Source organism: Winkia sp. C0117E2, from assembly GCF_056590455.1.
Window position 1 is genome coordinate 477,187 of record NZ_JBWPWD010000001.1, and the last position, 19,224, is coordinate 496,410.

At 55.5% G+C, this 19,224-nt stretch carries 19 protein-coding genes and 2 tRNA genes; 3 read left to right on the plus strand and 18 right to left on the minus strand.

Annotation, left to right across the window (positions count from 1 at the left end; all coding sequences use genetic code 11):
* Positions 1–28 precede the first annotated feature (28 nt).
* The 6 genes from AC1EKG_RS02220 to leuC are packed head-to-tail and all read right to left on the minus strand — an operon-like array spanning position 29 to position 6,126.
* Positions 29–1,003 carry an NAD(P)H-dependent glycerol-3-phosphate dehydrogenase gene (locus tag AC1EKG_RS02220; protein ID WP_040314697.1) on the minus strand — a complete coding sequence of 325 codons (975 nt, stop codon included), beginning with the start codon at positions 1,001–1,003 and terminating at the stop codon, positions 29–31.
* A 41-nt stretch (positions 1,004–1,044) separates the two neighbouring features.
* Complete coding sequence (locus tag AC1EKG_RS02225; protein WP_004804580.1) at positions 1,045–1,806, minus strand: lysophospholipid acyltransferase family protein; 762 nt, start codon at positions 1,804–1,806, stop codon at positions 1,045–1,047.
* A gap of 5 nt (positions 1,807–1,811) precedes the next feature.
* Positions 1,812–2,720 (minus strand): diacylglycerol/lipid kinase family protein, encoded by a 909-nt coding sequence (locus AC1EKG_RS02230; protein ID WP_481067714.1) that lies wholly within the window; start codon positions 2,718–2,720, stop codon positions 1,812–1,814.
* The gene (murA, locus tag AC1EKG_RS02235) at positions 2,717–4,036 is read right to left on the minus strand and encodes a UDP-N-acetylglucosamine 1-carboxyvinyltransferase (protein ID WP_004804576.1); all 1,320 of its coding nucleotides are present in this window, start codon (positions 4,034–4,036) and stop codon (positions 2,717–2,719) included. Before murA ends, AC1EKG_RS02230 begins: the two co-directional genes overlap by 4 nt.
* A gap of 37 nt (positions 4,037–4,073) precedes the next feature.
* On the minus strand, positions 4,074–4,715 hold the full coding sequence (gene leuD, locus AC1EKG_RS02240) for a 3-isopropylmalate dehydratase small subunit (RefSeq protein WP_004804574.1): 642 nt from the start codon (positions 4,713–4,715) through the stop codon (positions 4,074–4,076).
* Positions 4,716–4,725: 10 nt separating this feature from the next.
* On the minus strand, positions 4,726–6,126 hold the full coding sequence (gene leuC / locus AC1EKG_RS02245; protein ID WP_481067716.1) for a 3-isopropylmalate dehydratase large subunit: 1,401 nt from the start codon (positions 6,124–6,126) through the stop codon (positions 4,726–4,728).
* A gap of 94 nt (positions 6,127–6,220) precedes the next feature.
* Here leuC and AC1EKG_RS02250 point away from each other — a divergent pair, with 94 nt between their 5' ends.
* Positions 6,221–6,985, plus strand: a complete 765-nt coding sequence (locus AC1EKG_RS02250; protein ID WP_004804571.1) for an IclR family transcriptional regulator — start codon at positions 6,221–6,223, stop codon at positions 6,983–6,985.
* A gap of 41 nt (positions 6,986–7,026) precedes the next feature.
* Positions 7,027–8,169, plus strand: coding sequence for a glycosyltransferase family 4 protein (locus AC1EKG_RS02255; protein WP_040314591.1), 1,143 nt, complete (start codon positions 7,027–7,029; stop codon positions 8,167–8,169).
* Here AC1EKG_RS02255 and AC1EKG_RS02260 read toward each other — a convergent pair.
* The 9 genes from AC1EKG_RS02260 to AC1EKG_RS02300 form a co-directional block, all read right to left on the minus strand.
* Positions 8,166–8,927 (minus strand): sulfite exporter TauE/SafE family protein, encoded by a 762-nt coding sequence (locus AC1EKG_RS02260; RefSeq protein WP_004804568.1) that lies wholly within the window; start codon positions 8,925–8,927, stop codon positions 8,166–8,168. The genes AC1EKG_RS02255 and AC1EKG_RS02260 overlap by 4 nt on opposite strands.
* A 132-nt stretch (positions 8,928–9,059) precedes the next feature.
* Positions 9,060–10,433: a sn-glycerol-1-phosphate dehydrogenase gene (locus tag AC1EKG_RS02265; protein WP_040314586.1), complete on the minus strand. Its 1,374-nt coding sequence runs from the start codon at positions 10,431–10,433 to the stop codon at positions 9,060–9,062.
* Between the two features lie 5 nt (positions 10,434–10,438).
* Entirely contained in the window at positions 10,439–12,001 is a 1,563-nt protein-coding gene (locus AC1EKG_RS02270; RefSeq protein WP_004804564.1) for an FGGY-family carbohydrate kinase, read from the minus strand.
* 26 nt (positions 12,002–12,027) lie between these two features.
* Entirely contained in the window at positions 12,028–12,897 is an 870-nt protein-coding gene (locus AC1EKG_RS02275) for an HAD-IIA family hydrolase (RefSeq protein WP_004804562.1), read from the minus strand.
* Positions 12,898–12,936: 39 nt separating this feature from the next.
* Positions 12,937–13,911 (minus strand): DUF7973 family transport facilitator, encoded by a 975-nt coding sequence (locus AC1EKG_RS02280; RefSeq protein ID WP_004804560.1) that lies wholly within the window; start codon positions 13,909–13,911, stop codon positions 12,937–12,939.
* A gap of 153 nt (positions 13,912–14,064) precedes the next feature.
* Positions 14,065–14,553, minus strand: a complete 489-nt coding sequence (locus AC1EKG_RS02285; protein ID WP_004804558.1) for a ribose-5-phosphate isomerase — start codon at positions 14,551–14,553, stop codon at positions 14,065–14,067.
* A 124-nt stretch (positions 14,554–14,677) separates the two neighbouring features.
* A complete protein-coding gene (locus AC1EKG_RS02290) occupies positions 14,678–15,457 on the minus strand; it encodes a DeoR/GlpR family DNA-binding transcription regulator (RefSeq protein ID WP_004804556.1) in 780 nt (259 codons plus the stop codon).
* A gap of 116 nt (positions 15,458–15,573) precedes the next feature.
* Positions 15,574–15,649, minus strand: a tRNA-Glu gene (locus AC1EKG_RS02295).
* Positions 15,650–15,677: 28 nt separating this feature from the next.
* Positions 15,678–15,749, minus strand: a tRNA-Gln gene (locus AC1EKG_RS02300).
* A 228-nt stretch (positions 15,750–15,977) separates the two neighbouring features.
* On the opposite strand from AC1EKG_RS02300, the gene AC1EKG_RS02305 reads away from it, so the two are divergent.
* Positions 15,978–16,187 (plus strand): hypothetical protein, encoded by a 210-nt coding sequence (locus AC1EKG_RS02305; protein ID WP_004804554.1) that lies wholly within the window; start codon positions 15,978–15,980, stop codon positions 16,185–16,187.
* Positions 16,188–16,238: 51 nt separating this feature from the next.
* Here the strand turns inward: AC1EKG_RS02305 and AC1EKG_RS02310 are convergent, their stop codons facing one another.
* The 3 genes from AC1EKG_RS02310 to AC1EKG_RS02320 are packed head-to-tail and all read right to left on the minus strand — an operon-like array spanning position 16,239 to position 19,209.
* On the minus strand, positions 16,239–16,895 hold the full coding sequence (locus tag AC1EKG_RS02310; RefSeq protein ID WP_004804552.1) for a LutC/YkgG family protein: 657 nt from the start codon (positions 16,893–16,895) through the stop codon (positions 16,239–16,241).
* Between the two features lie 2 nt (positions 16,896–16,897).
* Positions 16,898–18,421, minus strand: coding sequence for a LutB/LldF family L-lactate oxidation iron-sulfur protein (locus tag AC1EKG_RS02315; RefSeq protein ID WP_053086190.1), 1,524 nt, complete (start codon positions 18,419–18,421; stop codon positions 16,898–16,900).
* Positions 18,421–19,209 carry a (Fe-S)-binding protein gene (locus AC1EKG_RS02320; RefSeq protein WP_004804549.1) on the minus strand — a complete coding sequence of 263 codons (789 nt, stop codon included), beginning with the start codon at positions 19,207–19,209 and terminating at the stop codon, positions 18,421–18,423. The genes AC1EKG_RS02315 and AC1EKG_RS02320 overlap by 1 nt, the downstream gene beginning before the upstream one ends.
* Positions 19,210–19,224 lie beyond the last annotated feature (15 nt).

Genomic DNA, 19,224 nt, shown 5'->3' on the forward strand with positions numbered 1-19,224 from the left:
TCCCCTTCTTCCCGTACAACTTGCCTTGCTAAACAAGTTTGATGTCTACACCGTCCATCTTGCGTGATCTACCCATCAGATATTCACCCATATCAGCTATGGAACCGCCTTCAAATACTACTTTCGCTACTGCTTCAGTGATAGGCATCTCTATTCCGCGAGCCCGCGCAATAGTGATCACCGCCTTTGCAGAACGGGCCCCTTCAACCACACCCGCCGAGACTTTGAAGGCTTGCTCCCGGGCCATTCCGGATCCCATGTTGAACCCAAAAGTAAAATTTCTAGACTTTGCTGACGAACAGGTAGCTACTAGATCTCCGACACCAGCCAGCCCGAGGAACGTTGCCTCATCTGCCCCCAGTGCTTTTCCAAAGCGAGCCATCTCTGCAAGCCCACGGGTGATCAGCATGGAGCGAGTATTTGTCTGATACCCCATTCCAGCAGCAGCCCCTACCGCCACCGCAATGACATTTTTGACTACTCCGCCGACTTCGGCGCCAATCACATCCGTCGAAAGATAAGGCCGAAACAGCGGCGTAGAAAAGAGCGGGCATACCTGCTGCGCCCGCGCCAAATCCGAACATGCTGCTACCGCGCCAGCCGGCTGCCCTTCTGCGATCTCGGCAGAAAGATTTGGTCCAGAGACCACCACGACCTGACTGCGATCAATCCGCAAAGCATCGGCTAACACGTCTGCCATAAAGAGGTTCGTTTCTGCTTCTAGCCCCTTAGACAAGGACACCACAGTAACGTCTTTTGGCAGTGCCAGTCTGCTAGCTACCTGACGTACCGCAGCCGATGGCAAAGCCATCACTAGGACGGATTGGCCTGTGAGCACCCGGTGCAAATCAGTGGAGGCAAAACAGCTTGAATCGAGTCCCTGAAAAGATCGGGAATTACGCGCCCAAACGCTGACTTTCGTACCCGCTTGCACCATCAGCGATGCAAATACTTTGCCCCAAGCGCCGGCCCCAATAATCGCAGCTTCTTTGCTTGTTCCCACGCCCGCCACGTTATCACCTGCCCGTTATTGCCTCAGCCACGCTAGTCAAAAGGCTTACGCAACCGCTGCCAAATAGACCGCTTCTTGTACGGACGCTTGGAACGAGATTTCTTAGTTGGTTCGAACGGCTGGGCCGGAGGTACTTCCCCGCGAATCTGAGCAACCCCCTGCGTTAGGGCTTTCATGATTCGTGCAGTCGCCTCTTTGACAGCCTCGTGATCTTCGACGCCTCGCTCGTACAGATCCTCTAGGTATACCGGTTCCATCGCCCTCATCGTGATCTTCGTCGGGGGATACAGCTTCCACTTCGACGACCGCTGCGGGAGCACTTCTAGGGCGCCCCACTGTGCGATAGGGATAACGGGAACATGCGTGCGCAGGGCGAGCCTTGCTGCCCCGGTTTTTCCCCTCATAGGCCAGAAATTCGGATCCTCGGTAAGTGTCCCCTCAGGGAAAATACCGACACATTCGCCAGCCAGCAAAGCCTTCTCAGCCCCTGCCAGGGCATCACCGGCCCTGTCGGAACCTCGGTATACGGGCACCTGCTTGCACTTCCGCATGATGGCTCCCAACACCGGAATGTCGAATAACTCAGCCTTTGCAAGCATCCTAGGCGGGATTCCGGCCTCACCTAGAAAATACATGAAAGTCAGCGCATCGAAATTAGTGGCATGGTTAGACACGGCAATGAAGCCACCTTCCGGCAGATGCTCTTGGCCAGCCCAATCCTTCTTAGTAATAGCCGCCACCGCAGTCTTGGCAACATTGAAACAGAATTTGTAGAAAGATCCGAACTCTCGCATGGGCCCTATTCTACAGGCGCTAGCACTTTCAATCTTTGCGACGCAGTGGCCACCTCAACGCTCCCTTGCCAAAGCGCATCGCCGTCGGCATACGCAACAATGGGGACCAACGGGGTAATTTTCGCCCACGCCAGCCGGGTCACCTCGTAGAATTCGTTTTCCTGTATCTTACCGGCGTTCGCCATGGAAACAGCCTGGAGGATCTTCCTTACGGACGGCGGCTTGCGGAACGTGACCAGTTCAAACATTCCATCGCCGAGGCTCCCCGAAGCAATCTTGATGCCACCGCCAATGACAGAAGTATTAGCGCAGGTAGCTAAATACGCGTGATGGCGATACCTCCGCCGCTGCCCAGTTTCATCGCGAAACTCAATTAGATACGGGAAGGGCTTGTATCGGAGCGCGGCTTGAAGAAGAGCCGACCGATACCCCAGTGCACCCGGAATTCTAGAAGCGTTAGCCGCGGCGTTAATCGCCGCATCTATACCTGTAGAAACCGCCCCTAAACAGTACTTAACTTGGCCACTTTGTCCTGTGACCCGCAGCATATCTACCTGCCGGGAACAGTATCCTTCAAACCCGGCAAACACTTCCCCCACATCCAAAGGCAGCCCCACCGAGCGGACAAAGTCGTTGCCGCTGCCCGCAGGAATAGGCAGCAATATCTTCTGCCATGCCGCAACCGTCGGGGCACAGGCAGCCACAAACCCGTCTCCGCCAATAGCTACAACCACGTCTATGTCCAGCGCGCAGGCATGCTCCACTACCTGGCTGACTTCCTTAGCCCACGAGACTTGCTGAGCCAGTAAGACGTTACCGCGCCTCGACATTTCTTTGACTACCTGCCGGAGGCATCTAGCAGAGTGGCCCCTACCCGAACGGGTAGAGGCCAAAACAGCAAAAGACAGACTCACTGCACCAGTTCCACGTCAGCGTCCAGAGCCTCCAACTTAGAGATGAAATGCTCGTAACCACGCGAAATCATATTGATACCCCGCACATTGGAAGTGCCCTCAGCTGCAAGAGCAGCAATCAGATGCGAAAAGCCACCGCGCAGATCAGGTATTTCAATATCGGCCCCGTGGAGCGGGGTGGGACCCGAGATTACCGCCGAATGGAAGAAGTTCCGCTGCCCAAAGCGACACTCCAGACCGCCTAGACATTCGCGGTAAACCTGGATTGTTGCGCCCATTTCACGCAATGCAGAAGTGAAACCAAAACGGTTCTCGTAGACCGTCTCGTGAACAATTGACAACCCCTCAGCCTGAGTAAGCGCAACGACAAGCGGCTGTTGCCAATCGGTCATGAAGCCCGGATGCACGTTCGTCTCTAGGGCAATCGACTTTAGCGCGCCGCCCGGATGGTAGAAGCGGATGCCGTCCTCGTCCACCTCGAAAGCGCCGCCTACCTTGCGGAACACGTTCAGGAACGTCGTCATGTCCCCCTGGTGAGCGCCCTCGACAAAGATGTCTCCCTTTGTAGCCAGAGCGGCAGACGCCCAGGAAGCGGTCTCGATGCGATCAGGCAAAGAAGTGTGACTGTATCCGGTAAGGCGCTTCACGCCCTCAATCCTGATGGCGCGGTCGGTATCTACCGAAATAATGGCGCCCATCTTCTGGAGGACGTTGATCAAGTCAATGATCTCGGGTTCAACGGCTGCACCGCGCAGCTCGGTGATACCTTCCGCACGTACAGCGGTGAGTAGCGTCTGCTCTGTGGCTCCAACCGAGGGGTAGGGCAGCTCAATTACCGTGCCTTTCAGCCCATTCGGAGCACGCAGATGGATACCCGCCTCCATCTTGTCGACGATCGCTCCGAAGCCGCGAAGAATATTCAGGTGAAAATCGATCGGCCTGCCACCAATGTTGCAACCACCTAAGTCTGGGATAAAGGCCTCCCCCAACCTGTGCAACAGCGGTCCACAAAACAGAATTGGAATTCTGGACGAGCCGGCGTGAGCATCAATGTCGGCCACGTGAGCAGAATCGACATTTGTGGGATCCATCTTGAGGACACCACCAGCCTGGTCATAGTCAATCTTGACCCCGTGCAACTGCAGCAGGCCACTGACCACGTCCACGTCGCGAATCAGGGGAACAGAACGGAGTACCGAGGGCCCATCGCCTAGTAGAGCCGCAACCATGGCTTTGGGAACAAAGTTCTTAGCGCCACGGACTCGGATACGCCCCTTGAGGGGTTTCCCGCCGTTGACACGCAAAATTCCACCCATACTTCCTCCAATTAGATGCGGCAAAGACTATACGAGTTTATTCTACGTTTGGTCTAGCTGCTTCCACCTTCGCTGATGGCAAATGTTTAGCGGGTAAGGTCACTGGTTTGAAGCCTGGACGGGCAGCTTCGAAGGCATCAATTTCGCCCACATGTGCAAGCGTGATCGAGATGTCGTCCATCCCTTCCATGATGCGCCAACACGTGTAATCATCCAGTTCAAAATGACAAGAATAGTCGCCGGCGCGCACTGACCTGTCAGTGAGGTCCACGCTGATTTCCATACCGGGATGCGCCTCCAGGCGCTGCCAGACCTCTTCCAGATCCGAGGGCGAAATCACTCCGGCTACCAGCCCCTGTTTTCCGGCATTACCGCGAAATATGTCTGCAAACTTTGGCGATAACACCACTCGAAAGCCGTAGTCTTTGAGCGCCCACACCGCATGTTCGCGCGAGGACCCGGTTCCAAAATCAGGCCCTGCTACCAGCACGCTGCCCTGGGCATAGGCGGGATTGTTCAAAACAAAGTCAGGCCGATTCCGCCAGGAAGCAAAAAGGCCATCAGCAAAACCAGTCTTCGTTACTCTCTTTAGGAAAACTGCGGGGATGATCTGATCGGTATCCACGTTGGAGCGCCGCAGGGGCACTCCGATTCCGGTGTGCTTTATCAGCTTTTCCATTTCCCTCTCCTTACAGGTCTGCTGGCGATGACAGGGTGCCGCGCACGGCAGTAGCGGCTGCTACCAGCGGGGACACTAGGTGAGTACGCCCACCCTTGCCCTGTCTTCCTTCGAAGTTGCGATTTGAGGTCGAGGCCGACCTTTCTCCTTCACGCAGTTTGTCCGGGTTCATGCCGAGACACATAGAGCACCCTGCGTTGCGCCATTCGGCCCCGAAATCTTTGAAGATCTTGTCCAGCCCCTCCGCTTCTGCCTGCAGTCGCACCCGAGCCGATCCGGGGACGACTAGCATGCGCACACCGCTAGCTTTGTGGCGCCCTCGCACAATTTCGGCGGCAGCCCGTAGATCTTCGATACGACCGTTGGTGCACGAACCAAGAAACACCGTGTCAATTTTTATGTCACGCAGCGCCGTGCCTGGGGTGAGTCCCATGTACTGCACCGCTCTGCGGGCGCTGGCACGGGTAGTTTCATCGCAGAATGTTTCTGGATCCGGCACATACCCACTCAGAGGAGCCCCTTGTCCAGGGTTAGTGCCCCAGGTGACGAAAGGTTCCATTTCTTCCCCTTCCAGGACTATCTCGGCGTCGAAAATGGCATCCGGATCAGAGTGCAGCCCCCTCCAGTACTCAACGGCCTCATCCCACTGTTTACCTTCCGGAGCATGCGGACGTCCCTTCAGATACTCGAAGGTAACCTCGTCTGGCGCGATCATGCCGGCACGAGCGCCCGCTTCAATAGACATGTTGCAAACTGTCATGCGCCCTTCCATGGACAGCTCTTCGATCGCGCTCCCCCGATATTCGATGACGTAACCGGCTCCGCCACCGGTACCGATCTTGGCAATGACTGCCAAGATGATGTCTTTTGCTCCGGTCCCAGCCGGGAGGTGGCCATTAATTGTTACGGCCATTGTCTTGAACGGTTGCATTGGCAGCGTCTGCGTAGCCAGGACATGTTCCACTTGCGAGGTACCGATGCCAAACGCCAAGGCTCCAAACGCACCGTGAGTTGAGGTGTGCGAATCGCCGCAGACTACCGTCATGCCCGGTTGAGTAAGTCCTAATTGGGGCCCAACCACGTGGACGATTCCTTGGTCAGCATCTCCTAACTGGTGCAGCCTAATGCCAAATTCCTCGGCGTTATCGCGCAGTGTCTGCAGCTGCAGCCGCGAAGTCGGATCCGAAATGGGTAGGTCTATGTTCAGCGTCGGAGTGTTGTGGTCCTCCGTGGCAATCGTGAGATCTGGGCGGCGCACCGTTCTGCCAGCTTGCCTCAAACCGTCAAATGCTTGCGGCGAAGTCACTTCGTGGCACAGGTGCAGATCAATGTAAAGGAGGTCGGGGGCCCCATTTTCGCCATGGTAAACCACGTGGTCTTGCCAAACTTTTTCTGCCAAGGTTTTACCCATTTGCCTCACTCCTTTGCTGATTTCCGGTCCTTCACCAGGGGATTTCTGACCACGATACTTGCAATCTTGCTCACTGAGATGGCAATATCAGTCTATGGACAAAGCGAAAAATACCAGCGGCGTCGGTGTACTCGACAAAGCCGCGCTGGTACTTAGTGCCCTTGAATCAGGACCGGCTACCCTTGCCCAGTTGGTGTCGGCAACACATCTAGCTCGCCCCACAGCGCACAGACTCGCAGTGGCATTGGAATATCACCGCTTCGTGGCACGCGATATCCAAGGGCGATTCATCTTGGGACCCCGATTAGCAGAACTCTCCTCAGCCGCTGGCGAGGACAGACTCCTGGCGTCGGCAGCTCCCATTCTTAATGCTCTGCGCGATCACACTAAGGAATCCGCCCAGCTTTACCGCAGGCAGGGCGACCAACGAATTTGCGTTGCAGCCGCAGAACGCCCGGTAGGCCTGCGCGACTCCATCCCGGCAGGAGCTACTTTGTCCATGAAAGCCGGCTCAGCGGCTCAGATACTTTTGGCATGGGAAGAGCCAGACAGGCTGCACCGAGGACTTCACGGGGCATCTTTCACTGCGACCCAGCTGAGTCAAGTACGCAGGCGCGGCTGGGCACAATCAGTCGGCGAACGCGAAGCGGGAGTAGCTTCGGTCTCAGCTCCTGTCCGGGGCCCTTCGGGAAGGGTAATTGCAGCGGTCTCCATTTCGGGACCAATCGAGAGAATGGGACGCCAGCCAGGACGGATGCACGGCCCCGCCCTCGTCGCTGCCGGAAATAGGCTTTCAGAGTTCTTGCGCCGCGCCGAGGAACTGCACTCCCAGCATATGCGCGAGTCGTCGGGGCGATAGATCGCAGGCAGGCGGGGGCGGATCTAGGTAAAGTGGGCTTTATGCGTCGCACCCTACTTGTAACTAACGATTTCCCGCCTCGTCTTGGGGGCATCCAGACCTTCTTGCAGAACTACGCTAGTCGACTTCCTGCTGAAGACCTGGTGGTTTACGCGTCCTCATACAAGCGCAACGACCGCGGCGGCGAGTGCGCCAGCTACGACGCCACGGTTGGGTGGAAGACCTACAGGGATAAGACCAGCATGCTGCTACCAACGCCGCGGGTAGCACGGAAGATGGCCAAAATAATTCGCGACGAGGCCATTTCTACTGTCTGGTTCGGTGCCGCTGCGCCTTTGGGGCTGCTTGCGCAAACCGCGAAGGCCGCCGGCGCTAGCAACGTTGTTGTGACCACCCACGGCCACGAAATCGGATGGACACTAATTCCTGGTGCCCGCCAGCTGGTGAAGAAGATATTTGCTGACACTGATGCAGTTACATATATCTCTGACTACACCCTGCACAATCTGAAGCCGGCTATCGGCAACACTCCTGTAGTGCATCTTCCCGGGGGGATTGATACAGCAGAGTTCCGCCCTAACCCACAGGCGAGGGCCCAGCTGCGCCAACGGTATCAGCTCGGTGATAGGCCAGTAATTCTGTGTCTTTCGCGGCTTGTCCCCCGCAAGGGCCAAGACATGTTAATCAGGGCTATGGAGGGCATTACCAAACGTCACCCCGAGGCGCACCTGGTTATCACAGGATCTGGCCCTTACGAAAACCACCTGAAGGCAATGGCGAAGGCCTCGCCCGCTAGCGCTAACATCACGTTCACGGGAGCCATTCCTGCCGCCGAGTTAGCCGCCCATCACGCGATGGCAGATATCTTTGCTATGCCCGCTCGCACGCGGTGGGGAGGACTAGATGTGGAAGGTCTGGGCATCGTCTACCTAGAAGCCGGCGCCGCAGCTGTGCCTGTGATAGCCGGAGACAGCGGTGGCGCTCCAGAAACCGTGCTGCATGGACAGACTGGTTACGTAGTAAAAGGCACCGCAGTGGTAGATCTAGCAATGCGTATATGCCAGTTACTCGAGAACGACGACGCCCGTCGCCAGATGGGATGGAAAGGTCGCGAGTATGCCGAGAATTGGGCTTGGCCGCAACTGGTAAGCCGACTAACCGATGCGTTAGACGGCAATTTCTAAAAGATCAGCTCACCGGCCAGAGTAGCCACTGCCACTGCCGAAAGCAGCCCTGCAAATAGCAAGGTAAGGGTGGCCGGACGGACTTTTTGAGACAGTGGCCCGCCCACCAGTCCGCCTAGGGCGGAGGACACCGTGAATGCCACTACGACAGCCCAATCGACGCTCACCCCGGTGACCAACCGCGGGATTAGTCCCCCAAGGGAAGCGATCACCATGATGAGCAGCGATGTCCCAGAAGCCTTATGGATGGGGTAACCCAAACCCAGCATGAGCGCCGGTACTATTGCGAATCCGCCTCCAACGCCAAAGAAGCCTGTCAAGAGTCCAACTAAGCTGCCCAGTCCCACTACTGCTACGTAAGGATTAAGTCGGGGGGCAGCCGGGCTCCTCTGAGCTTGCTCGCCCTCAGATTTTGCCCTGCGGAACATTACCGCAGCAACAATGAAGAGCAAGATTGCAAAGGCAATCATCAGTGCTTTTGCTGGTACTAAGGCGTTGGCGTAGGTGCCAACAAAAGTTCCTGCCAAAGAGCAGCATCCGAAGATTAGTCCGCCCTTGTAGTTCACCTGCTTTTTCCGGGCTCGAAATACGAGTGATACTCCAGCCGTCACCCCTACAATGACCAGGGATTCAGCAGTTGCCGCATGCGGAGGTTGCGCCAGCAAATAGACCAGCACCGGCACCGAAAGGATGCCCCCACCCGCGCCTAGGGCTCCCACGACTATCCCTACAAGAAAACCGATCAGTAGGGCTAGCACAGACAACCTCCAGGATAGGGACCGCAAGAATCATATCGTTGCATCCGCGCCGCCGCAGCCGATCCGGGATAACGCATCGCAGTCACTGCAAAGAAAGGGCGCAGCCCCCATGAGCTGCGCCCTCCCTACTAACTAATCAGCGTCTGGATGCCGGTGCCTACCCCAGAAACCGTCCTCACTGAACAGCTTCTGCACAATCTGGTCGGTAAGCCCCAGATCAGCAATGACGTCTAGTACCGTGTATCGCGGCCTGATGTTCTGTGCCTTGTAGTGGGTTTCGACGAACCGGTCCCAGTCGATCTTGATCATCTCTGGGTGGTACGGCGCTCCCGCCTTCTTCAGCATCTGCCACACCTTGGAGGGCGAATACAACTGTTCCTTCGCCTTCTTAGATACCTCTGGCCAAACTTCCTTGATCTTTATTACGCGCTCGCGCAATTCATCGCCTTCCAGATGCTTTGCAAGCGTGTGCTTCACGGCGTCCTCAACGATGCGGTCTGTGTGCATCGAACGAACACGCTCTTCTACCTGCTCCGCGCTCGGAGCGTTCTGGACGATTTCGTCAACATCAAGATTTTCGATGTCAACATTCAGCAATTCTTCCCAGATAGCGCAGGAAGCAACGGTGCCGATGCCCACCTTCATGCCGTGAGATAGTGGCGGATCCCAGTCGGTTCCGTGTCCTTCCATCTCCCATACGTGCGAGAACTGGTGGCCCGCTCCAGATGCTGGCCGAGAAGACTGCGCCGCTTGCATCGCCAGACCGGAAATGATGTTGGCCTCTGCTAGCTTGGCAATCGATTCCAGCTCCCCCTGGGCAACCGCCTCAGGGTCTGCCAGAGCATCGCGCAAAGTCGACTGCGCTAGCGACCACACGTATTCGTCAATTGGTTCGATACCTAGGGCGTCGGCAACAATCCAGTCCGCTCCAGCGGGAATCTTCTCTATTAGATCGCCGTATCCAGTAGCAATAAGACGTTTCGGCGAATCCGCCATGGTCTGCAGATCGGCTACGAGTGCGGCCGGAGCTGGGCATGAGTGCGTCGACTTGAATCCATCCTTGGCAATGGAAGCGCCAAAGGCGGCATATCCGTCTACAGACGGCGCCGTGCAGACGTTCATGTACTCGCGCTTCAGTTCTCCGGAGGAGAGCTTTGCCAGGTCGTTCAACGTGCCGGAGGCGATGGAACAAACTACCGTCTCCTCGCCCAGAGGTCGAATAATCTCGCGTAGCTTTTCGACGTTTTCATAGCCTGCGTACAGAGTCGGCTTGCCGGGGAAGATATACGGCTCTGCCGCAAAGGGCACCCCTGCTTCACGAAGGGATTGCACCACCTGGTCACCACAGGCGCCGTAGGTATTCTGGTCAGCAACAACGAACACTTTCTTGCCCGGGAAATTCTTGGCAAATAGCTCGCCGGTCTTTTGGTTTACGTCTTCTCCGAAGGCGATATCCCTAGTCTCAGTTGCCGTCTTAAGGGCGGTCTCTATTAGTTCTGACACCATCTCTCCTAACTGATGTGGTCAACAGTCTTGTGGGTTAGTTCTGCCATTTGCGGCCATGCGTCCATGTACTGCTGCAAGTAGAACTGGTACTGCTCGTGCTTGTCTTTGTTCGGTTCAATGACTTCGGCCTCGTGAACCATGTTGCGTGCTGCGTCCGGCAATGACTGATACAGTCCGGCGCCAACCGCGGCAAGCATGCACGAACCGAGCACCACCGCATCGCCTACCTGTGTCAGAGTTGCGGGAATACCGGTCACGTCGGCATACATTTGCATCCACACCTTGGATTTGGTTGCCCCACCGCAATAAACGAGCTTGTCGGGCTTGAATCCGCCCTCTTCCATAACCTTTAGGTTGTGCGCGGTATCGTAAGCCACCGACTCCAAGATCGCGTGGTACAGGTGCTCCGGCGTGTGAGACAGCGAAAGCCCCCAGATCATGCCACGAGCGCGTGAGTCTGTGTACGGGGTGCGGTTGCCCTGGAAGTACTCATTGACGATAACTCCGTCTGATCCTGGCGGAATATCGGCGCAAGCTCGGTCCAGTACCTCATACGCGTTGAGACCAATTCTCTCCGTAGCATTTACGACGTCGCGAGCAAAGCCGTCCTTGAACCACTTCAGTACCGAGCCGGAAGATACCGAAGAGCCTTCCACTGTGTACTGCCCTTCGACGACGGCATCGGTGTAGGCGCCCATGAATCCCTTGCCATAGAGTGGTTTTGCGCTCTGCCCCGTCATTACCTGAGAGGAACCGGTAATAATGGCAAGCGAACCGGGTTCTACTGCGCCCAATCCGATCTGCCCATGCCAGGCATCGCCACCACCCTGTACCACGGGAATTCCCGGGGTAAGTCCAAGGTCAGACGCTGCAGATACCGACAGTCCCCCGATTGGATCGCCGAGGGCGGCAACGCGCTCTGGTAATTTCTCAAAAACGTCGCCTACCCCTAGCTTTTCGTAAAAGTCGACAGGCCAGCCGCCCTTGTCGGAGTTGTAGTACGAACGGATGGAGGCGGTGTTTTGGTTTACCGTCCATTCTCCGGTAAGTCTGAAGGTCAGCCAGTCCGGCGCATCAACTAGCCGGTAGGCACTGTTGTAATTGTCCGGCTCGTTTTCTTTGAGCCAGGCGGCTTTGAATGGATACCATTCTGCGGTTGCTGGCATAGTGCCACCGCCGTTATAAAGCTTTGCCCAATGGTCTATCTCGTCTGCACGGGCTGCCTGCTTTGTTGCCCGCACGTCCATCCACATGATCGCATCGCGCAACGCGTTGCCATCTTTGTCCATGGCTACGACTGTCATGGTGGTGGCGTCATAGGAGATGCCGGCAATATGCCGTGCGGGAATACCTGTCTTGTCGAAGACCCTGTGCACGGATGCTTGGAGAGCCTCCCACCAGTCGGTGGGCGATTGCTCTGCCCTGCCCGGAGAGGGGAAATTAGTCTTGTACGGAGTGCCTGCGAACCCTAGCGGGTTACCACGCAAATCAAATATTGCGGCACGGCACGATTCAGTGCCGAAATCAATTCCCAATAGGTATGGGCCTTCATAACCCGGAGCAACCACGTTGTTACCTTCCTTAGCTACTTTTGTTATTTCCAGTTGTCTTCAGTCCAGCCCAGATCATCCCACGTAGTCTGGGGAATTAGCCGGTCTGCGCGATCAATCAGGAATGTCGGCTGATCTTTCTTGTCGAGGGCGAGCGCTTCTTGCCAGGTAGAGTCCCCGGTTAAAGGCATGGCAGAGACCATGCCCGTGCGCACTGCCATCTGGATGTCAGTTCCTAGCCGGTCGCCTACCATGATGCAGTGTTTGGGATCTACGTCTAATCCCGCAATGGCCTCTACTAGCATCTCTGGGTTTGGCTTGCCGATCACCATCTCGCATTTTGTTTGGGTGCAAGCTTCGATTGCCGCAATGATCGCGGCGCAATCTGGTTCCCCCCGGCCACCTGGGAATGGGCAGTAACGGTCAGGGTTAGTGGCGATTAGTTTCGCTCGCTTATGGAACCAGATTGCGTCAAATGCGATTTGCAGTTTCCGATATTCGAATGTGCGGTCATAGGAGGCTATGACGAAGTCAATCTCGGCTGGATCCTCACTAATCTTGATCCCGGCCTTTTTGAAAGCCTTGATCAATGGTTCTTCAGCTATTGGGAACACCACCGCATCAGGGTGATGGTTCTTCAGCCACTTGGTCATAGTCACTACGGTGTTGGCTATATCTGAGATATCTGTAGGTAGTCCAAGCCGCTCAAGCTTTTCCACGTACTGGTGAGGATCCTTGGTGGGATTGTTTGACAAAAAGCGAACCGGAATATTCCTCCGGCGCAGTTCATTAATCATGCGCTCTACACCTGGAAGTAACTCATCACCAAGGTAGATTGTGCCGTCCATATCGAAGATGTAGGCATCGTAGAACTCCGTCGGGAAGGAAAGGGGTGCGCCCTCGTGCTCGCTCATGTGTCTCCTGTTCGAATATTCGGGTAGTACGCTCGTCAGCTATGCAAGTAACGAGCTCAGGCCAAGAACCAGGGTGGTGCAAGGCCAAATAGCAGCTGCTGGGGGGTCAATGTGCGTGTCGCCAGCGTCGTAAGAGAGCCGAGCCATTACCTCAGCAACAAATGCGGCGAGTACACCGAAGACGACACCTACCAGCAGGCAAATGAATGGGTTGTATCCGACCACGGGCAGGAACTTCACTGCTGCAAGAGCCCCGACGATCGTCATGTGGTGAGTTACCGGCATCTTGATCCCCATGGCTACGAGGAAAATGCATAGCGCCGAGATTGCGAAGGGAAGCCCTTGCGCATTAGCCATGATCACGTCTATTACTTCCGGCTTGGCATCGTAAACGTAGTGAATCATTGCCAGTACCGCACCGGCTCCGAGTAGACCGGAGAAGGCTCCGAGCGGTAGGTATTGGCTGGGCTTTTCCTGCCATTCCAGCCAGCGGCGATTCTCGCCTAGGTTCGATACCCATTCAAATGGAGACTTCTTGGAAAATAGGAGCCGCGCCAAAATACCCGAGCAGAAGACGGTGAAAGCAACCGAGTCAGTGTGAGTACCGAACCACGGGATCATTGCAACCAGCTTCTGGAAGATGTAACCGCCCAAACCGAACGCAGCACCGACCAGCAGCACGTCCGTCCTGCCGAGTCCTGCGAGTGGCTGGTTTACGTCCTTGCCGTATCCGGTCTTATCTAGTAGCCCCTTCTTCGAGGCGTAGGCAGAGGCAGCCACACCTCCGGCAAACGCTACGTGTGGGCCGAAGAGCGGCCCGAATGCCATGTATTCGAAGCCAATGGCAGAACCAGTCGCAAGAGCAATGGGGAAAGCGAAAAAGATCAACACTCCGGTGAATCCGAAAGCGTTGTTACCTCCGATTGCGGCTCCGAAAAAACCGCCGGCGATTGCTGCAATTGCACCAAAAATGGTTATATTTTCTACAAATTGTGCAGCTAAGTCTGGAGTCATTTGGTTACCTAACTTAGGGGCCCGTCCTCGTTGGCGGACCGATCGAGATTTATTGTGTGCGCCTTATTTCAGCTGGCATGCTGAGGCATCAGCATCGATGCCTCAGCATGCCAAGCTAGCGCTATTCGATATTAGCGTGTTTCAGGTGCCGTTTTAACATCCTGCAACAGTATCTTCGCCTGCATCTTTCTGATTGTCGTACTCGTCAATTGCAGCGACCTTCGGGGCAGAGTGCGAGGACGGATCGAATTCGTATCCCAACCATTCCTTGGCTAGCCTGCGAGCGAGCTCTAGACCAATTACTCGTTCGCCAAACGTCAGCACCTGGGCGTTGTTGGACATGATTAGCCGCTCTACCGAGAACGAATCATGAGCAACGGAAGCACGAATGCCGCGAACCTTATTTGCAGCCATCGCAACCCCCATACCGGTACCACACACGAATAGGCCACGATCTGCCTTGCCCGCGGCGATTAGGCGCGCCCCTTTTACCGCGACGTGAGGGTAATCTACGTCCTCGTCGCCGTTTACACCTACGTCGATTACTTCGTCTACTCGATCGTCTGCTTCCAGATCCTTCTTTAGTACGTCCTTGTAGTCCACTCCGGCGCTATCGGCAGCGACAACGATGCGTAGTCCCATTGAATCCTCCTTTGGATGTGGCGATAAGCACTACAACGGAACTGTATCAAATCCCCTGAGAAAAACACCAGATTTAGTGTGATTTTTTGAAAAGGGACTTCACCAGGCACATCAAGGGACGGGACTAACGTTCCGCCACTACCACTTTCGCCCCATTTTCCCGGAGCTGCGCGACCTTCTGAGCGGGAGCGTCAGCATCCACTACCACAGTGTCTACTTCACTTATGGAGCCAAATCTATGTAGGGCCCGCCGAGCAAACTTGGAGTGATCCAGCAAAAGTATCGTTTTTGCCGCGGCCTGCATCATCTTCGCCTTCACGGCCGCTACGTCCGCATAGGGGTGGAACAGTTGGTCTCCGCGAATACCAGAGGCCGAAATTAGACATAGATCCGCATCTACCTTTTCAAGGGCGGAGATGGTATGCGGCCCTAACGTAGCCTCTGCCCAGCTCTGATATTCGCCACCAAGGAAGAACAGGGAGTTCTTCGGACGCTCACGCAGCTCCTGAGCCACCAGCAGGGAGTTAGTGACCACAGACAGGCCACTTGTTTGTTCGAGCTGCCTAATAGCCCAAATAGCCGAGGTGGAATCGTCAATAATCACCGAGGCTGAAGCCGGGATGAGCGCGGCTGCAGCCTTACCCATCTGCTTCTTCTCTTCTACCCCCTGTGCCATGCGGTATTGCGCGGTGGCTTCGTGCAAGCCGGAAGCCGTAGCCCTTATCCGGCCATGTTCGCGGTGGACAATCCCCGCTTTCTCTAGCACTGATATGTCACGGTAGATAGTCATCACTGACACCCCGCAAGTATCGGCCAGCTCCTCAACCGATATATCTCCGTGCATAATCACATAGTTGGCGATCGTGTCACGCCGCGAAGACAAGTCCGGGGAAATGTTAGCCATATACTCCTCCGTGAAAAACAAATACTCCGCATAGGAGTTTACTAGTAATGGCGAAAAGAAAACCTACCCGCCCTGTCCGACGGCATAAAAAATGCTCACCGCGTGGTGAGCATTATTGGTACCCCCGACGGGATTTGAACCCGTGTTACCGCCGTGAGAGGGCGGTGTCCTAGGCCGCTAGACGACGGGGGCCTAAGACGACCACTAAGTGGTCGCTTCGCTGGGGTACCAGGACTCGAACCTAGAACGGATGAACCAGAATCACCTGTGTTGCCAATTACACCATACCCCAATACGGTGTTTCCAACGGTTTCCCGCGGCACTCCCAAAACTTTACACAACAGACCCAAGAAATCCAAACCAAAACAGTGTGCAGCTAATCACGAATTTATTTCCGCAGGTAAACAGCAGTTATCAGGGGTATTTTGCGGTAACGGCAATTTTTTCTTCGCTCCGCTAGTGCCAGCCGCCACCTTTCCACTATGTTGGATGTGGCCATTACTACAACAAGGAGACCACTGTGGGAGTAGAAAACACTGAACTAGAAGATTCGGTTACCCAGCTGAACAAGCTACAGGAAAAGCTTCGCTCCATCGCGAAGGACGCTCCTACCGGAGACGACCAAGTCGATCCTCTGACAGAAGTATTGGGAGGCGGGGATGAACACGTCTCTAAGCCAGCTGACTTTTCCGATGTAGACGAGCAGGACGACTGGCCAACAGACAACTAGACCAGCAGATAACTAAGAAAAAGAGGCGCTCCAAAGGGAGCGCCTCTTTTTCTACTTCACGATTATTACGTGCAAAGTACGCGGACCGTGGACTCCATCCACTCTAACGAGCTCAATGTCAGAGGTAGCAGATGGACCAGCGATCCAAGTTATTGGACGCTGGGGATGCTCCCCCAACAGGTCTACTGCTTGAGGTACCGTCGGAAACACATTCTTCGCTGCAACCAATACTACGTGCTTGTCTGGCACTAGGGTGATTGCGCGCCTTCCCTGGTCTTTGTCCCCATCGAGCAAAATGGTTCCGGTATGGGAAACAGCGCAACGCGAGGATGTAAGTACCGCAGCGACGTTACTAAGTTCCCTGTGGCTCAGCTGCGCGCCCGGCTTGTCTACCTTTACCTCGCCGCTAACCGCCGATAGCCAAGACGAATCTAGTCCCTCGGGAACAACCACTGTGGCATCGCCCTCTAGGGCCTTTCCAATTGCGGCAGAAACCTCGTCCTCGGTAACTACATCGACGATCGCATTGTAGTCTTCCAAAGCTTCGACGAAGGTTTCAATTACCGGCTGCGAGCCGGGCTCGTCTTCACCGGTACGCCGGTAGTCTCTGGGCACCTCGATCGGCTGGATCTGGCTAGTCTGCAGCGCTGCGCGGATGCGGCGCATGATCTCGGCTTTTGCAGCCTTATCTTTCTCTACGCGATTCACTGCTACTCCTCACCTTCCTGGGTTTCTTTCCACCAGCCTCTAAATGTCTGCTTAGGCGGTGCGGGCACATCGTGGATACGCGTCCACGAGGCTGCTACCGGAAGCGGGACGGCCCCAATTTTGCCGGATTTACCGCCAAGGAAACGTCCCATGGTAGCCAACTTGCCAGCCATCTCCATGTTCTTTCCAGAGGACATCACCTTCGACATAGCTTTCATCGACAGGTCCCAGCCATTCGGGATGGACTTCCGGTGCGCATCCTGATATTTCCGCCTATTTTCGACAATGATGCCAGGCAGATCAATGTGTACCGGACATGCTTCTGCGCAGGCGTTACATAGCGAACAGGCGAAGGGCAGGGTCGAATCGGGATCCGAGTGGTTGAATGCACTCTTGAGCTGCGGAGTGAGACAGATACCAATTGGGCCCGGATAGACCGAGTTGTAGGCGTGACCGCCAACCTGTTCGTACACGGGACAAATATTTAGACAGGCACCGCAGCGGATGCAGGACAGTGCTTCGTGAGCGACCTCGTCGGCTAGCACCTTGGTACGGCCGTTGTCCATAAGGATGACGTGCACTTCCTGCGGACCATCGTCGGGGCTGACCCCGGTCCACATTGAGGTGTAGGGGTTCATGCGCTCCCCAGTGGCCGACCTGGGAAGTAGCTGGCTAAATATTTCAGCATCTTGGAACGTAGGCACGATCTTTTCGATGCCTACGATCGAAATCAGAGTGTCGGGAAGGGTAAGGCACATCCTGCCGTTACCTTCGGATTCATAGACCGACAAGGTTCCCGTCTCGGCAATTGCCATGTTCGATCCGGACACGGCAAGGGTGGAAGAGAGGAATTTTTCGCGCAGGTGGGCGCGAGCGGCCATGGTAAGTTCGCGAGGCTCGGTAGAAATATCGGCCGGGATATTGTCCATCTTCTCTTTGAAGATTTCGCGCACTTCCGAACGGTTCCTGTGCAACGCAGGAACCACCACGTGGGAAGGCATATCTTCGCCTAGCTGAACGATCATTTCAGCGAGGTCGGTCTCCCATGCGGTAATGCCATTGGCTTCCAGGTATTCATTCAGGTTGATCTCTTGAGTGGCCATGGACTTGACCTTGACTATGTCGTCAAGTCCCTTCTGCTCAATGAGTTCCTTTACGATTTCACATGCTTCTTTGCCATCGCGGGCCCAGTGCACGATTCCGCCCCGGGCGGTGAAATTCTTTTCGAATTCCTCGAGCAGCTCCGGCAAATTCTCCTGCGTGTTCTGCTTTACTGCAGAAGCCGCTAGACGTAGTTGTTCCCAGTCAGGCATCTCGTCAACGCGAGTCTGCCGCTTGTTGCGGATAGCAGTAGTCGCGTGCCGAATATTGCGACGCAGCTGAGAGTTAGCAAGCTGCTTCTTCGCAGAATCCTCGAAGTAGTTTCCCCACCGAAGCGCATCTTCTGGGATCTCTGCACCCGGGCTCCAGTTGTGTTGGGGCTTGGCTTCTTCTTGCTTCTTCTTTTTCAGCATCTCTTGTAGCATTACGCACCAACCTTATTGGTAGTCGAGGGCGGGGTCCACGGGTCGTCAGCGGTTGGGGCTAGCACTTCAGCTAGGTGCATCACGCGCAGTCCCGACTGGTTGCGCGAGAGACCACCGCCAATATGCATCAGACAGGAGTAGTCACCGGCTACGAGCACCTCTGCTCCAGTAGCCATTGCGTTTGCCATCTTCTTCGAGAGCATCGCTGCCGAGACGTCGGGATTCTTGAGCGAGAAGGTACCACCGAAACCGCAGCAAGATTTTTCGTCTGGCAGACGAACGAATTCAAGGCCTTCTACATTTTGCAGAAGCTTGTAAGGTTTATCCCCCACCTTCGCAATGCGCAGGGAGTGGCAAGTCGGGTGGTAGGTAACCTTGTGCGGGAAGTAGGCACCCACGTCCTCGAGTCCTAGAACGTCTACTAACAGTTCAGACAGTTCGTAGGTGTGCGACGCAATCTGCTGCGCCTTCTTAGCGAGGGCGGAATCGTCTAGCGAGGACGCAACCGTCTGCTGTTGGTGCCTAAGAGAACCCGTGCAGGACCCCGACGGAACCACGATTGCATCCCATTCCCCGTCCAGGACGGGCTGGAAGGTCTTTACGTGGTTTCTGATTAGAGGCATCGCTTCGTTGTAGTAGCCAGTATTGATATGCATCTGGCCGCAGCACCCCTGTGACTCGGGGAAAATGACCTCGTGCCCTAGACGCTGAAGCAAATGCACTGTGGCCTGCGATGCTTGCGGAAACATAACATCCGAAATGCACGTGGCAAATAGTGCTATTTTCACCAGTTTTCCTTTCTT